This is a genomic window from Streptomyces sp. NBC_00104, from assembly GCF_045160825.1.
Taxonomy (GTDB): Bacteria; Actinomycetota; Actinomycetes; order Streptomycetales; family Streptomycetaceae; genus Streptomyces.
Map to the genome: position 1 here is coordinate 10,376,747 of NZ_CP108215.1, position 15,435 is coordinate 10,392,181.

Consider the following 15,435-nt stretch of genomic DNA (forward strand, 5'->3'; position numbering starts at 1 on the left):
CCAAGGGGCGGGTCAGCCCAGGTAGCCCATGCGGTGGCTGATCTCGTCCGCGCCCTTGCGCAGGACCGGAGAGAGTTCGTGCAGACGCTCCTCGGTGAGCCGGTACGAGGGTCCCGACGCGCTCAGCGCCGCGATGACCGTGCCCTCCCGATCGCGGATCGGAGCGGCCATGGCGTGCAGGCCGATCTCCAGCTCCTCGCGCGCCCAGGCGTAGCCGGCCTCCCGGGCCTCGGCGAGGTTCTTCTCCAGCTTCGTCTTCGCGGTGATGGTGTGCGGAGTGACCTTCTTCAGGCCGGCCTCGGCGATCAGGGCGGCGCGGTCCTTGGCGGGCAGATGGGCCAGCAGGATCTTGCCGCTGGAGGTCGCGTGCAGTGGGGTCAGCTGGCCGACCCAGTTCTGCGCGGTCACGGCCCCGGGGCCGCGCACCTGGTAGAGGTTGACCGCGTAGTGCTCCTGCAGCACCGCGATGTTGACGGTCTCGCCGAGTTCCTCGGCCAGGCTCTCGCAGACCGGGCGGCCCTGCTGGGTGATGTCGATACGGCCCGTCACCGCGCCGGCCAGGCGTACTATGCCGAAGCCGAGGCGGTACTTGCCGCGCTCGCCCGCCTGTTCCACCAGCCCGCGTGTCTCCAGGGCGCCGAGCAGGCGGAAGGCGGTGGACTTGTGAACATCGATTTCTGCGGCTACCTCACTGACGCCCGCCTCGCCCCGTTGGGCCAGGATCTCCAGGACGCTGATGGCGCGGTCCACCGACTGCACTCCGCCGGCCTGCGAGTTCGAGGTTTCTGTGTCGTTGCTGTAGTTGCTCACAGTGAAACTATACGCGTAGTAAACAACACCATTGCAAGTAACGGCATCGAAACAATGACCTTGCAAGTTGCGATGCGCGCAACCTGGTGCGTATAGCGCTACCGGACTAGCATGCTCGCGTATCTATGGCGCGAGCGAGACGAGGCACCATGGCTTCCTTGCAATACGACTTCGTCATCGTCGGCGGCGGATCGGCCGGCTGTGCATTGGCGAACAGACTCTCCGCGGACCCGGCGAACCGGGTGCTGGTGCTGGAGGCCGGCCGGTCCGACTATCCGTGGGATGTCTTCATCCACATGCCCGCGGCGCTGACCTACCCCATCGGCAGCCGGTTCTACGACTGGAAGTACGAGTCCGAGCCCGAACCGCACATGGGCGGCCGACGCGTCTACCACGCACGCGGCAAGGTGCTGGGCGGCTCCAGCAGCATCAACGGCATGATCTTCCAGCGCGGCAACCCCATGGACTACGAACGCTGGGCGGCCGACGCGGGGATGGAGAACTGGGACTACGCGCACTGTCTGCCGTACTTCCGGCGCATGGAGAACTGTCTCGCGGCCGACCCGGACGACGAGTTCCGCGGCCACGACGGCCCCCTCGTCCTCGAACGCGGCCCCGCGACCAACCCCCTCTTCGGCGCCTTCCTCAAGGCCACCCAGGAGGCGGGCTACGCGCCGACGGACGACGTCAACGGCTACCGGCAGGAAGGTTTCGCCAAGTTCGACCGCAACGTCCACCGCGGACGCCGGCTCTCGGCCTCGAAGGCGTACCTCAAGCCCGCCATGAAGCGGCCCAACCTCACCGTCAGGACCCGCGCCCTCGTCACCCGCGTCCTCTTCGAGGGCAAGCGGGCCGTCGGTGTCGAGTACCGGCGCGGACGCGGCGCGCTCCAGCAGGTCCGCGCCAAGGAGGTCATTCTCAGCGGCGGCGCGATCAACTCCCCGCAACTGCTGCAGCTCTCCGGCGTCGGCAACGCCGAGGAACTCGGCGCCCTGGGCATCGACGTCGTCCACGACCTCCCGGGCGTCGGCGAGAACATGCAGGACCACCTGGAGGTCTACGTCCAGTACGCCTGCAAGCAGCCGGTCTCCATGCAGCCGTACATGGCGAAGTGGCGTGCCCCCTTCATCGGACTGCAGTGGCTCTTCCGCAAGGGCCCGGCCGCCACCAACCACTTCGAGGCCGGCGGGTTCGCCCGCAGCAACGAGGACGTCGAGTACCCCAACCTGATGTTCCACTTCCTGCCGATCGCCGTGCGCTACGACGGCTCCTCGCCGGCCGGCGGCCACGGCTACCAGGTGCACGTGGGGCCCATGTACTCCGACGCCATCGGCTCGGTGAAGATCAAGAGCAAGGACCCGCGCGAACACCCCGCGCTGCGGTTCAACTACCTGTCCACCGAGCAGGACCGCCGCGAGTGGGTCGAGGCGATCCGCGTGGCCCGCAAGCTCCTCAACCAGCCCGCGATGGCCCCCTACAACGACGGGGAGGTCTCGCCCGGCCCGAAGGTGGAGTCGGACGAGGAGATCCTCGCCTGGGTCGCGAAGGAGGGCGAGACCGCACTGCACCCGTCCTGCACCTGCAAGATGGGCCCCTCCTCCGACGAGATGGCCGTCGTCGACCCGGACAGCCTGCGGGTCCACGGGGTGGAGGGCCTGCGCGTCGTGGACGCGTCGGTGATGCCCTACGTCACCAACGGCAACATCTACGCGCCGGTGATGATGATCGCCGAGAAGGCCGCCGACCTGATCCTCGGCAAGGAGCCGCAGGCGCCGTCGACGGCCGTGTACTACCGCCACCGTGACGCGCAGAGTCAGGCCGGGTAGACCTTGGGCACCACAGGGCTTCGGGCGCTGCTGCGCGGCGTCCGCTACGAGGTGCTGCCCGCGAAGGCGACCGAGGACAAGGTCCTCGCCCATGTTCCGCGCGACGTCGTGGTCACCGTGACGGCGTCGCCGGTCAAGGGCCTGGAACCGACCCTCGACCTGACCGCCCGGCTCGCGGCGCACGGCTACCGTGTCGTCCCGCATGTGCCCGCGCGGCTGCTGCGGGACGACGCGCACCTGAAGGACGTCGTCGACCGGCTCCGGGAGGCGGGCGTGGACGACGTCTTCGTCCCGGCGGGCGACGCCGACCCGCCGGCCGGAGGCTACGAGGGTGCCCTGCCGGTGCTCCGCAGGCTGAGCGAGCTGGGCGGGCCCTTCGCGCACGTCGGTGTCACCGGATATCCCGAGAGCCATCCGCTCATCCACGACGACGTCACGGTCCAGGCCATGTGGGACAAGCGGGAGCACGCCACGTACCTCGTGAGCAACCTGTGCTTCGACCCGCGTGTGCTGGGGGAGTGGATCGTCCGGATCCGGGGCCGGGGCATCGGCCTGCCCGTGTACGTCGGCGTCGCCGGTCCCGTGCAGCGGGCGAAGCTGCTGTCCATGGCGACGAAGATCGGCGTGGGCGAGTCGACGCGGTTCCTGACGAAGCACGCGTCGTGGTTCCTGCGGTTCGCGGCGCCCGGGGGCTACTCGCCGGAGAGGCTGTTGGCGCGCTCAGAGGGGGTGCTCACCGGGACTTCGGCGGGGGTGGCCGGGCTGCACCTGTTCACGTTCAACCAGATCGCCGAGACGGAGGCGTGGCGCCGTGCCGTGCTGGAGCGGCTCGGGGGCTGAGCTCTGGGATGTCGCCCCCGCCGCCCCTACCCGTCCCGTCCCTGAGGGCTGCGCCCCCAGACCCCCCGTTTCGGCCTGAACGGCCTCGTCCTCACACGCCGGACGGGCTGGTGGTGCCGCCCTGCCCCCATAGGCAGCCCGATCGCGCAGCCTTTGTGCCGCACCCGAAGACGTATACGACGCGGGGCGGGACCGGATTCCGGTCCCGCCCCGCGATCACGTGTTCCTCAGCGGAAGACCACCGTGCGATTGCCGGCCACCATGACGCGGCTCTCGCTGTGCCACTTCACCGCGTGCGCGAGGACCTGGGCCTCGACGTCCCGGCCGACGGTGACCAGGTCTCCGGGGTCGAGCGAGTGATCTACCCTGACCACGTCCTGCTCGATGATCTGCCCCTCGTCCAGGTCCGGGGTGACGTAGTGGGCGGTCGCGCCGACGAGCTTCACCCCGCGGTCGTAGGCCTGGTCGTACGGCTTCGCGCCCTTGAAGCTGGGGAGGAAGGAGTGGTGGATGTTGATGGCGCGGCCCTCGAACTGCTTGCACAGGTCGTCGGAGAGGATCTGCATGTAGCGGGCCAGCACCACCAGGTCGATGTCCAGTTCCCGGACCAGCTCCAGCAGGCGGGCCTCGGCCTCGGCCTTGGTGTCCTTGGTGACCGGGATGTGGTGGAAGGGGACGCCGTAGGTCTCCGCCAGCCCCTCCAAGTCACGGTGGTTGGAGACGATCGCGGGGATCTCGATGTTGAGGGCGCCGGTGCGCTTGCGGAAGAGCAGGTCGTTGAGGCAGTGCCCGAACCTGGACACCATGATGAGCGTCCGGGTCGGGGTCGCCGCCTCGCTCAGGGCCCAGGAGATGCGGTACGCCTCGGCCACGGGACCGAACCGGTAACGCAGAGTTTTCACGTTCGCGTCCGGATCCGAGACGTCGAAGTGGACCCTCATGAAGAATCGGCCCTGGAGTCGATCATCGAACTGCTGGCTCTCCAGGATGTTGCCCGAGTTCCTGACGAGGAAGCCGCTCACTGCGTGGACCAGTCCGGCGCTGTCGGGACAGGAGAGGGTGAGGATGTACTCACGGCCAGGTTGCGGTCGAGGGAACCTAACAGACACGGCGGCCTCCGTCGGTGCGTATTGCACAACATGGTGAGCGATACGCAACATGGTCGGCTCGGTGCCGCTCGCGGTCAAGAGTGGCCGGGTAAGTGCTCTCATGGCGAAATCGTCATCAGTCAACCCCTTGACGTAGGTCTATGGCGTTCGCAAAGGTGTTCCACCACAAGCAATTGAATGCATGATGCGCAACGCAGCAGCTGAAGGGCTTGGCGAGTGGCAGACCTGTATATGGCCGGGAAGTGGCGGGACGCGGTGGCCGGAGGCCGCCGGGAGATCCGCTGCCCCGCGGACGGATCGCTCACCGCGACCGTCGCGGAGGGGACACGCGCCGACACCGACGCGGCGATCGACGCGGCCCGCCGCGCCTTCGACGAGGGGCCCTGGCCGCACACCCCCGAGCGGGAGCGCGGCGCGTTGCTGCTGCGCACCGCCGACCTCATCGAGCGCGATGCCAAGGAGTTCGCCCGCGCCGAGTCGCTGGACTCCGGAAAGCGGCTGGTGGAGAGCGAGTACGACATCGCCGACGTCGTCTCCTGCTTCCGCTACTACGGCGGCCTCGGCGGCACCGACGCCGGCCGGGTGATCGACACCGGGCGCGACGACGCCGTCAGCCGGGTGATCTACGAGCCCATCGGTGTCTGCGGGCTCATCACTCCCTGGAACTACCCGCTGCTGCAGGCCAGTTGGAAGGTCGCCCCGGCCCTCCTCGCCGGCAACACGATCGTCCTCAAGCCCAGTGAGCTCACCCCCTCCACCTCGATCCTGCTGATGAGGGCGCTTGAGGAGGCAGGACTCCCGGCCGGCGCCGCCAACCTCGTCCTGGGCACCGGCCCCGAGGTGGGCGCCCCGCTCTCCGAGGACCCGCGCGTCGACATGGTCTCCTTCACCGGCGGCCTGGAGACCGGCAAACGGATCATGGCCACCGCCGCGGCCACGGTGAAGAAGGTGGCGCTGGAACTCGGCGGCAAGAACCCCAACGTGATCTTCGCCGACGCCGACTTCGAGACGGCCGTGGACTTCGCCCTCACGGCCGTCTTCCTGCACTCGGGCCAGGTCTGCTCGGCCGGCGCCCGCCTGATCGTCGAGGACTCCCTGCACGACGCGTTCGTCGACGAGGTCGTCCGCCGCGCCCGGCAGATCCGGCTCGGTGGCCCCTTCGACCCCGAGGCCGAGACCGGAGCGCTGATCTCCGCCCAGCACCGGGACAAGGTCGAGGCGTACGTCGCGGCGGGGCTCGCCGAGGGCGCCGTACTGCGCTGCGGCGGCGCCCGGCCCGACGACCCGGCCCTCGCGGACGGCTACTACTACCCGCCGACCGTGCTCGACGAGTGCCGGCAGGACATGCGCGTGGTGCACGAGGAGTCCTTCGGGCCCGTCCTCACCGTGGAGCGCTTCACCGACGAGGACGACGCCGTACGCATCGCCAACGACACCGAGTACGGACTCGCCGGAGCCGTCTGGACGCAGGACGCGGGCAAGGCCCAGCGCGTCGCCCGGCGACTGCGCCACGGCACGGTGTGGATCAACGACTACCACCCCTATGTGCCGCAGGCGGAATGGGGTGGCTTCGGGCATTCGGGCGTGGGCCGGGAGCTGGGACCGACCGGCCTGAACGAGTACCGAGAGCCCAAACACATCTGGCAGAACATCCAACCCCGGCCGCAACACTGGTTCCGCGGCTGAATGCCGAGAAGAGGTCGATCGTGACCCCAACACAGACCGAGGCGCCGCAGCGGCGCAGCACCCCCGAGGACTCGGACGGTACTCCGGTCATATCCGTGCGCCGGCTGTGGAAGGTGTTCGGGCCGAAGGCCGACCGGGTGCCGGAGTCCGAGGAACTGTGCGGCCTCACCCGTCGAGAACTCATGGACCGTACGGGATGCACCGCCGCCGTGCGCGATGTGAACTTCGACGTCCGCAGGGGCGAGGTCTTCGTCGTCATGGGTCTGTCCGGCTCCGGCAAGTCCACGCTGGTGCGATGTCTGACCCGACTGATCGAACCCACCGCCGGGGAAATCGTCTTCGAGGGCGAGGACATCCGAGAGGCGGACGCCAAACGCCTGCGCGACCTCAGGCGCCGTAAGTTCTCCATGGTCTTCCAGCACTTCGGACTGCTGCCCCACCGCCGCGTCGTCGACAACGTGGCCTTCGGCCTGGAGATCCGCGGCATGAGCAAGGCCGAACGCACCAGGCGGGCGCTGGAGGTCGTCGAACTGGTCGGCCTCTCCGGATACGAGAACTCCTACCCCGACCAGCTCTCCGGCGGTATGCAGCAGCGTGTCGGCCTGGCCCGCGCGCTGGCCGGCGACCCGGACGTCCTCTTCTTCGACGAACCCTTCTCGGCGCTCGACCCGCTGATCCGCCGCGACATGCAGAACGAGGTCATCCGGCTGCACCACGAGGTCGGCAAGACCATGGTCTTCATCACCCACGACCTCTCCGAGGCCCTCAAGCTCGGCGACCGCATCCTCATCATGCGCGACGGCAAGATGGTCCAGTGCGGCACCGGCGACGAGCTGGTCGGGGCCCCGGCCGACGACTACGTCCGTGAGTTCGTCAAGGACGTCCCGCGCGGCGACGTGCTCACCCTGCGGTGGATCATGCGCCCGTTGGAGGACGGCGACGCCCTGGACGGCCCCGAGCTGGGCCCGGACGTCGTGGTACGGGAGGCCACCCGGGCGGTGCTGGCGGCCGACAAGCCGGTCAAGGTCGTCGAGAACGGTGAACTGCTCGGCATCGTCGGTGACGAGGAGATCCTCGCGGTGGTCGCCGGGCAGGAAGGCGGCGTGTGATGACCGTCGCCGTGGAGAAACAGGACCAACCGCGGAAGCCGGAACCACCCCGGAAGGCGGACTCCGCGCCCCCGGCCACCTCGACCGCCGCCCGCGTGCGCCGCGTCGGACGCGGCACGGTGGTGGCGGCGATCCTGATCGCCTGGCTGGTGCTCTTCGCCGTGCTGCGCGGCAAGCAGACCCTCACCCTGGCCGCCGCCGACCTCACGGATCTGCACCGGTGGATCAACGACCTCAACGACTCGATCGGCGCCAACCGGAACTCCAACCCGCTCTTCCTGTACTTCTTCAACGAGATCCGTCTGGTCATCGACACCCTGGTGACCTTCATCCAGGAACTGATCTCCCAGCCCTCCGTCGACCGTCCCCTCCCGCAGATCGGCTGGCTCGGTGTCGTCGGCATCGCGGGGTACGTCTCCTGGGCCGTCGGCAACTGGCGGGTCGCCCTCCTGGCCGTGGCCGGCTTCACCTTCTTCGGGCTGCAGGGCCTGTGGCAGGAGAGCATGGACACCCTGGCGCTCACCCTCTCCGCGGTGTTCGTGGCGCTGCTGTTCGCGATCCCGCTGGGCGTCTGGGCGGGGCTGTCCGAGCGGTTCAACCGGTTCGTGACGCCGTTCCTGGACTTCATGCAGACGATGCCGACCTTCGTCTACCTCGCCCCGCTGACCCTGTTCTTCCTCATCGGGGGCGCCTCCGCCACGATCGCCACCGTGATCTACGCGGCGCCGCCCGCGATCCGCATCACCGCGCATGCCATCCGGTCGGTGCCGGAGACGACGGCCGAGGCGGCCGAATCGCTCGGTGCGACACGCCGGCAGGCGCTGCTGAAGGTCCTGCTGCCGATGTCCAAGCGGACCGTGGTGATGGGCGTCAACCAGTCGATCATGGCCGCCCTGGCCATGGTGACCATCGCGGCGCTGATCGACGCTCCCGGCCTCGGCAAGACCGTCCTGCAGGCCCTGCAGTCGCTCGACGTGGGCACGGCCTTCAACGCGGGCCTCGCCATCGTCGTCATGGCGATCGTCCTCGACCGGGTCACCACCGCCGCCAGCGCGCGGGAGGAGTCGGCCCGGCGTGCGGACGGCCGGTTCGTCACCTGGCGGCGGCCGCTGCTGGCCGCCGGCGGTGTGGTCACGGCGGTTCTCGTCTACATGTCGCACACCTACGTGTGGGCCGCCGAGTTCCCCGGCGAGGGCGGCGTCGGCTCCTCCATCGCGCGCGCGGCGGACACCACGACCACCTGGGTGCAGGACAGCCTCTCGGGTCTCACCAACGCCTTCCGCGACGCCATCACCAACGGCCTCCTCAACCCGTTCCAGTCGTTGCTCACCGACTCCCCGTGGTGGCTCGTCGCCGCGGTGCTGATCGCGCTCGGCACGGTGCTCGGAGGCTGGCGCGCGGGCGTCACCGCGGCCGTGTGCGTGGGTCTGCTGCTCGGCACGGGCCTGTGGTCGGACAGCATGACGACGCTGGCGTCGACCCTCGTCGCGACGGTGCTGGTGATGGTGCTGGGCATCGTCTTCGGCGTGTGGATGGGACGCAGCGCGCTCGTGGACCGGCTGCTGCGGCCCACTCTGGACGCGGCGCAGGTCATGCCGCCGTTCGTCTATCTCGTACCGTTCCTCGCACTGTTCGGCGCGACCCGGTTCACGGCCATCGTCGCCGCGATCGTCTACGCCGCACCGGTGGCCATCAAGATCATCGCGGACGGGGTGCGGGCCGTGCCCGCTGCCACCGTCGAGGCGGCCACCTCCGCCGGGTGCAACACCTGGCAGATCATCACCAAGGTTCAACTGCCCATGTCACGCAGTGCTTTGACGCTCGCCACCAACCAGGGCCTGATCTATGTACTGTCGATGGTCGTGGTGGGCGGCCTGGTGGGAGCGGGCGCCCTCGGCTACGACGTCGTGGCCGGATTCTCCCAGGGGCAGCTGTACGGGAAGGGACTCGCGGCGGGGCTCGCCATCGTCCTTCTCGGAGTCATGTTCGACCGGATCACTCAGGCCGCCGCGCGACGCGTGAGCGCATAAGGAGCAACTGACCATGGCAACACAGGTACGACAGTGGAGAGCCGGCGTGGCCGGACTGGCCGTCCTCGGCCTCGCCCTCACCGCCTGCGGCGGTGCGAAGGTCGGTGACAGCTCCACGGACGCGGACAGCTCGGGCGACTCCGCCAAGTGCGGCACCTTCAACCTGGCCGTCAACCCGTGGGTGGGCTACGAGGCGAACGCGGCGGTCGTCGCGTACGTCGCGGAGAACGACCTCGGCTGCAAGGTCACCAAGAAGGACCTGAAGGAGGAGATCGCCTGGCAGGGCTTCGGGACGGGCGAGGTCGACGCCGTCATCGAGAACTGGGGCCACGACGACCTCAAGAAGAAGTACATCACCGACCAGAAGACCGCCGTCGAGGCCGGTGCGACCGGCAACGAAGGCCTGATCGGCTGGTACGTGCCGCCGTGGCTGGCCAAGGAGCACCCGGACATCACCGACTGGAACAACCTCGACAAGTACGCCGACAAGTTCCGGACATCGGAGTCGGGGGGCAAGGGCCAGCTCCTCGACGGCGACCCGTCGTTCGTCACCAACGACGAGGCCCTGGTGAAGAACCTGAAGCTGGACTTCAAGGTGGTGTACGCGGGCAGCGAGACCGCCCTCATCCAGGCCTTCCGCAAGGCGGAGAAGGACAAGGAATGGGTGATCGGCTACTTCTACGAGCCCCAGTGGTTCATGGCCGAGGTGCCGCTGGTCAAGATCAAGCTGCCCGAGTACAAGGCGGGCTGCGACGCCGACGCGGAGAAGGTCGCCTGCGACTACCCCGTGTACAAGCTCGACAAGATCGTCAGCACCAAGTTCGCCAAGTCGGGCAGCCCGGCCTATGACCTGGTCGAGAACTTCACCTGGACGAACGACGACCAGAACACGGTGGCCAAGTACATCGCGGTCGACAAGATGACGCCCGAGGCGGCGGCCAAGAAGTGGGTCGAAGCCAACCGCGCCAAGGTCGACGCCTGGATCAAGTGACCCGGGGCCGGTAGGCGGTCGAACATGCCCGGTGGGCGGCGTGCGCAGGTGCGCGCCGCCCACCGGGCATCGCCGTGTTCGGGCCCGTTTTCCTCGGGTCGCGGACCCCTTGACACTCCCTCCCCGAGGCAGGCACATTGAGTTGCGCAACCTGAACCATGTTGCGCACACAGCAACTGAACCGGCTGGACTGGTTTTCAATCGGAGGTGCGGCGATGGCGGGACCCCGAGTGGTCATCATCGGAGCGGGCGTCGTGGGCGCGGCACTCGCTGACGAGATCTCCGCGCGCGGCTGGACCGAAGTGACCGTGGTCGACCAGGGCCCGCTCCCCGCCACCGGGGGCTCCTCGTCGCACGCCCCGGGCCTGGTCTTCCAGACGAACCCGTCCAAGACCATGACGGAGCTGGCGCGCTACACCGTCGAGAAGTTCTGCTCCCTCGACGTCGACGGCGAGCCCTGCTTCCTCCAGGTCGGCGGCCTCGAAGTGGCCACCACCCCCGAGCGGCTGACCGAACTGCACCGCCGCCACGGCTGGATCACCGCCTGGGGCATCGAGTCCCGGCTGCTGAGCGCCGACGAATGCGTCGAGCGGCACCCGCTGGTCAACCGCGACAGGGTCCTCGGCGGCCTCCTGGTCCCGACCGACGGCCTCGCCAAGGCCGTCCTCGCCGTCGAGGCGCAGATCCGCCGGGCCACCGAGCGCGGCGTGAACTTCCTCGCCCGCCACGAGGTCCTCGATGTGCTGCACACCGACGGCGAGGTGACGGGCGTCCTCACCGACCAGGGCGAGATCCCCGCCGACATCGTCGTGTGCTGCGCCGGCATCTGGGGCCCGAGGATCGCCCGCATGGTCGGCATGAACCTCCCGCTCACCCCGCTCGCCCACCAGCTCGCCTGGACCGGCCCGGTCCCGGCCCTGGCCGGCCAGACCGAGGAGGCGGTCCGCCCGATCCTGCGTCACCAGGACGCCGACCTCTACTACCGCGACCGCTTCGACGGCATCGGCATCGGCTCCTACGGCCACCGCCCGATGCCCATCTCCGCCGACGACATCCTGTCCGTGGACGAGGCCGACACGATGCCGTCGGTCCTGAAGTTCACCGAGGAGGACTTCGCCGACGCCTGGACCGAGACCCAGTCCCTGCTGCCCGCGACGGCGGAGGCCAAGGTCGAGGAGGGCATCAACGGCCTGTTCTCCTTCACCACCGACGGCTACCCGCTCCTCGGTGAGTCCCCGGACGTCAAGGGCTTCTGGGTCGCGGAGGCGGTCTGGGTCACGCACTCGGCGGGCGTGGGCCGGGCCGTAGCCGAATGGCTGGTCGACGGCTACTGCTCCTCCTTCGACCTGCACGAGTGCGACGTCAACCGCTTCGAGCCGCACCAGCTCTCCCCGGAGTACGTCCTGGCCCGCGACTGCCAGAACTTCGTCGAGGTCTACGACATCCTCCACCCCCTCCAGCCCTCCGGGAAGCCCCGCCCGATCCGCACCAGCCCCTTCCACGCCCGCCAGCGGGAGCACGGCGCCGTCTTCCTGGAGGCGAACGGCTGGGAGCGCCCGCAGTGGTACGAGGCCAACGCAGGGCTGGTCGAGGGCCGCAGCATCCCGACCCCGAACGACTGGGCCGCGCGGTACTGGTCGCCCATCGTCGGCGCCGAGGCCCAGGCCACCCGCGAGACCGTCGCGATGTACGACATGACGGCCCTCAAGCGCCTGGAGGTCACCGGCCCCGGTGCCGCCGACTTCCTGGAGCGACTGGTCACGAGCAAGGTCGCCAAGTCCGTCGGCTCGGTGACGTACACGCTGCTGCTGGACCACGACGGCGGCATCCGCAGCGACATCACGGTCGCCCGCCTCGCCCGCGACGTCTTCCAGGTCGGCGCCAACGGCAATCTCGACCTCGACTGGTTCACCCGGCACCTCCCCGCCGACGGCACCGTCCAGGTCCGCGACATCACCTCCGGTACGTGCTGCATCGGCCTGTGGGGCCCGCTCGCCCGCAAGGTCCTCCAGCCGCTCACGGACGAGGACTTCTCGGGCGACGGCCTGAAGTACTTCCGCGCCCGGCGCGCCCACATCGGCTCCGTCCCCGTCACGGCCATGCGGCTGTCGTACGTCGGCGAACTCGGCTGGGAGCTGTACACCACGGCCGACCTCGGCCAGAAACTCTGGGACAACCTCTGGGCCGCCGCCCAGCCGCTCGGCGGCGTCATCGCCGGGCGCGGCGCCTTCAACAGCCTCCGCCTGGAGAAGGGCTACCGCTCCTTCGGCACCGACATGACCTACGAGCACGACCCGTACGAGGCCGGCGTCGGCTTCGCCGTCAAGCTCGACAAGGACGACTTCATCGGCAAGGCCGCGCTGGAACGCCGCAAGGCCGACGTACGGCGGAAGCTGACCTGCCTCACCATCGAGGACCCGCGGGCGGTCGTCATGGGCAAGGAACCGGTGTACGACGGCGACCGGCCCGTCGGCTACGTCACCAGCGCGGCGTACGGCTACACGATCGGCAAGGGGATCGCCTACGCGTGGCTGCCGACGGAGTCGGCGGTGCCCGGGGCCACGTTGCACATCGGGTACTTCGACCAGCGCGTCGAGGCGGTCGTGGCCGAGGAGCCGTTGTTCGATCCGACGATGTCCCGTCTTCGTGGGTGAGGGGTTCGAAAGGGGGTGCCCGGACGGGTTGTCGGGCGGCCTCGGGTGGGTGGTGGCTGGTCGCTCCCCCACTCTCGGCCTCGCTCGAGCGGGAGGGACCCCCATCGCGGCGGAGCCGCATATCGACACAGCCCCGCGCCCTTCAGGGGCGCTACGGCTCGGGTTCTTGGAAGGAGTGCCGTCCGTGACCGCACAGGTGCTTGACGGGAAGGCGACCGCTGCCGCCATCCGCCGTGAACTCGCCGAGCGCGTCGCCAAGTTGACCGCCACCGGTGCGCGTCCGCCCGGCCTCGGGACCGTCCTGGTCGGTGACGATCCCGGGAGCCGTGCCTACGTGGCCGGCAAGCATCGGGACTGCGCTCAGGTGGGGATCGCCTCGCTGCGTCGGGAGCTTCCCGCCGACGCCACGCAGCGGCAGGTCGAGGACGTCATCGACGAGCTGAACGCCGATCCGGACTGCACCGGTTACCTCGTGCAGCTCCCGCTCCCGCGCCACCTGGACGCCAACGCCGTACTGGAGTGCATGGACCCGGCCAAGGACGCCGACGGACTGCACCCCGTCAGCCTCGGCCGGCTCACCCTCGGCGTCGAGGCCCCGCTGCCCTGCACCCCGCGCGGCATCGTCGAACTGCTCCGCCGTTACGAGGTGCCGCTCGCCGGTGCGCGGGTCTGCGTGATCGGACGCGGCATCACCGTGGGACGCCCCCTCGGCCTGCTCCTCACCCGCAGGTCCGAGAACGCCACCGTCACCCTCTGCCACACCGGAACCAAGGGCCTGGCCCGGCACACCCGCGAGGCGGACATCGTCGTCGCGGCGGCCGGCTCGCCCGGGCTGATCACCCGGGACATGCTGCGCCCCGGCGCCGCCGTCCTGGACGTCGGTATCACCCGCACCGACCAGGGGCTGGCCGGCGATGTGCACCCGGACGCCGCCCAGGTCGCCGGATGGTTCGCGCCGATGCCCGGGGGCGTGGGGCCCATGACGCGGGCGATGCTCCTGGCCAACGTCGTCGAGGCCGCCGAGAGGAACGCGAACGCCGTATGAACGCGAAAGCCGCACTGACCGCGCCGGCCCCCAACCGCCCGCTCTGTCCGCACCTCTCACAAGACGGAGACGTCCGATGAGCCCCCGTACCCCCGGCGCCGAGCTGCCCGAACATCCCGACTGGCTGTGGCGCACACCCGAGCCGAAGCGCTCCTACGACGTGATCGTCGTCGGCGGCGGCGGACACGGCCTCGCCACCGCCCACTACCTGGCCAAGAACCACGGCATCACCAACGTCGCCGTGCTGGAGAAGGGCTGGCTGGCGGGCGGCAACATGGCCCGCAACACCACCATCATCCGCTCCAACTACCTGTGGGACGAGAGCGCCGGCATCTACGAGCACGCGCTCAAGCTGTGGGAAGGCCTGGCCGAGGAACTCGACTACCCGATCCTCTTCTCCCAGCGCGGCGTGCTGAACCTCGCCCACAGCCTCCAGGACGTCCGCGACAGCGTGCGCCGGGTGGAGGCCAACCGTCTCAACGGCGTGGACGCGGAGTGGCTCGACGCTGACGGGGTCAAGGAAGTCTGTCCGATCGTCAATGTCTCGCCGGACGTGCGCTACCCGGTCCTGGGCGGTACCTACCAGCCACGGGCCGGCATCGCCAAGCACGACCACGTCGCCTGGGGCCTGGCCCGCTCGGCCGATGCCGCAGGCATCGACATCATCCAGAACTGCGAGGTCACGGGGCTGGACGTGGTCGGCGGCCGGGTGGTCGGCGTCCGGACGAACCTGGGCCCGATCGCGGCGGGCAAGGTCGCCCTCTGCTCGGCCGGCCACACGTCCGTACTGGCGGCCATGGCGGGCATCGAACTGCCCGTCCAGAGCCACCCGTTGCAGGCACTCGTCTCCGAGCTCCTGGAGCCGGTGCACCCGACGGTGGTCATGTCCAACGCGGTCCATGTGTATGTCAGCCAGGCACACAAGGGCGAGCTGGTGATGGGCGCGGGCATCGACTCGTACAACTCCTACACCCAGCGCGGCGCGTTCCACATCATCGAGGAGCAGATGTCCGCGGCCCTGGAGCTGTTCCCGGTCTTCGCCCGCGCCCACGTCCTGCGCACCTGGGGCGGCATCGTCGACGTGAGCCCCGACGCCTCCCCGATCATCGGCCTCAGCCCGGTCGACAACCTGTACCTCAACTGCGGCTGGGGAACGGGCGGTTTCAAGGCCACCCCGGGCGTCGGCTGGGTCTACGCCCACACCATCGCCCACGACACGCCCCACCCCCTCAACGCCCCCTTCTCGCTCGACCGTTTCACCACCGGCGCGCTCGTCGACGAGCACGGCGCGGCCGCGGTGGCCCACTAGGACCACTGGAAGCTTTGGGAGCCGAA

At 69.4% G+C, this 15,435-nt stretch carries 11 protein-coding genes; 9 read left to right on the plus strand and 2 right to left on the minus strand.

Going from position 1 to position 15,435, the window contains the following annotated elements; translation table 11 throughout:
- Window positions 1–12: 12 nt before the first annotated feature.
- Complete coding sequence (locus OG272_RS45325) at window positions 13–759, minus strand: IclR family transcriptional regulator (RefSeq protein ID WP_326585484.1); 747 nt, start codon at window positions 757–759, stop codon at window positions 13–15.
- A gap of 200 nt (window positions 760–959) precedes the next feature.
- Here OG272_RS45325 and betA point away from each other — a divergent pair, with 200 nt between their 5' ends.
- Together betA and OG272_RS45335 are read left to right on the plus strand one after the other, a co-directional pair.
- On the plus strand, window positions 960–2,636 hold the full coding sequence (gene betA / locus OG272_RS45330) for a choline dehydrogenase (protein ID WP_326573773.1): 1,677 nt from the start codon (window positions 960–962) through the stop codon (window positions 2,634–2,636).
- A 3-nt stretch (window positions 2,637–2,639) separates the two neighbouring features.
- Entirely contained in the window at window positions 2,640–3,476 is an 837-nt protein-coding gene (locus OG272_RS45335; protein WP_405895923.1) for a 5,10-methylenetetrahydrofolate reductase, read from the plus strand.
- A gap of 227 nt (window positions 3,477–3,703) precedes the next feature.
- Here OG272_RS45335 and purU read toward each other — a convergent pair whose 3' ends face one another.
- Window positions 3,704–4,585, minus strand: coding sequence for a formyltetrahydrofolate deformylase (purU, locus tag OG272_RS45340; RefSeq protein WP_326573769.1), 882 nt, complete (start codon window positions 4,583–4,585; stop codon window positions 3,704–3,706).
- Between the two features lie 216 nt (window positions 4,586–4,801).
- Between purU and OG272_RS45345 the strand changes: the two genes are divergently transcribed.
- The 7 genes from OG272_RS45345 to OG272_RS45375 all read left to right on the plus strand — a co-directional run bounded on the left by OG272_RS45345 (window position 4,802) and on the right by OG272_RS45375 (window position 15,409).
- Window positions 4,802–6,271 (plus strand): aldehyde dehydrogenase family protein, encoded by a 1,470-nt coding sequence (locus tag OG272_RS45345; protein WP_405895924.1) that lies wholly within the window; start codon window positions 4,802–4,804, stop codon window positions 6,269–6,271.
- Window positions 6,272–6,291: 20 nt separating this feature from the next.
- Window positions 6,292–7,380 (plus strand): glycine betaine/L-proline ABC transporter ATP-binding protein, encoded by a 1,089-nt coding sequence (locus OG272_RS45350; RefSeq protein WP_326573766.1) that lies wholly within the window; start codon window positions 6,292–6,294, stop codon window positions 7,378–7,380.
- On the plus strand, window positions 7,380–9,410 hold the full coding sequence (locus OG272_RS45355) for an ABC transporter permease (protein WP_405895925.1): 2,031 nt from the start codon (window positions 7,380–7,382) through the stop codon (window positions 9,408–9,410). The genes OG272_RS45350 and OG272_RS45355 overlap by 1 nt, the downstream gene beginning before the upstream one ends.
- 13 nt (window positions 9,411–9,423) lie before the next feature.
- A complete protein-coding gene (locus OG272_RS45360; protein ID WP_326573763.1) occupies window positions 9,424–10,401 on the plus strand; it encodes an ABC transporter substrate-binding protein in 978 nt (325 codons plus the stop codon).
- A gap of 215 nt (window positions 10,402–10,616) precedes the next feature.
- The gene (locus OG272_RS45365) at window positions 10,617–13,055 is read left to right on the plus strand and encodes an FAD-dependent oxidoreductase (protein WP_405895926.1); all 2,439 of its coding nucleotides are present in this window, start codon (window positions 10,617–10,619) and stop codon (window positions 13,053–13,055) included.
- Window positions 13,056–13,239: 184 nt separating this feature from the next.
- Window positions 13,240–14,100 (plus strand): bifunctional methylenetetrahydrofolate dehydrogenase/methenyltetrahydrofolate cyclohydrolase, encoded by an 861-nt coding sequence (locus OG272_RS45370; protein ID WP_405895927.1) that lies wholly within the window; start codon window positions 13,240–13,242, stop codon window positions 14,098–14,100.
- A gap of 76 nt (window positions 14,101–14,176) precedes the next feature.
- Window positions 14,177–15,409, plus strand: a complete 1,233-nt coding sequence (locus OG272_RS45375; protein WP_326573757.1) for a sarcosine oxidase subunit beta family protein — start codon at window positions 14,177–14,179, stop codon at window positions 15,407–15,409.
- The last annotated feature ends 26 nt before the right edge of the window (window positions 15,410–15,435 follow it).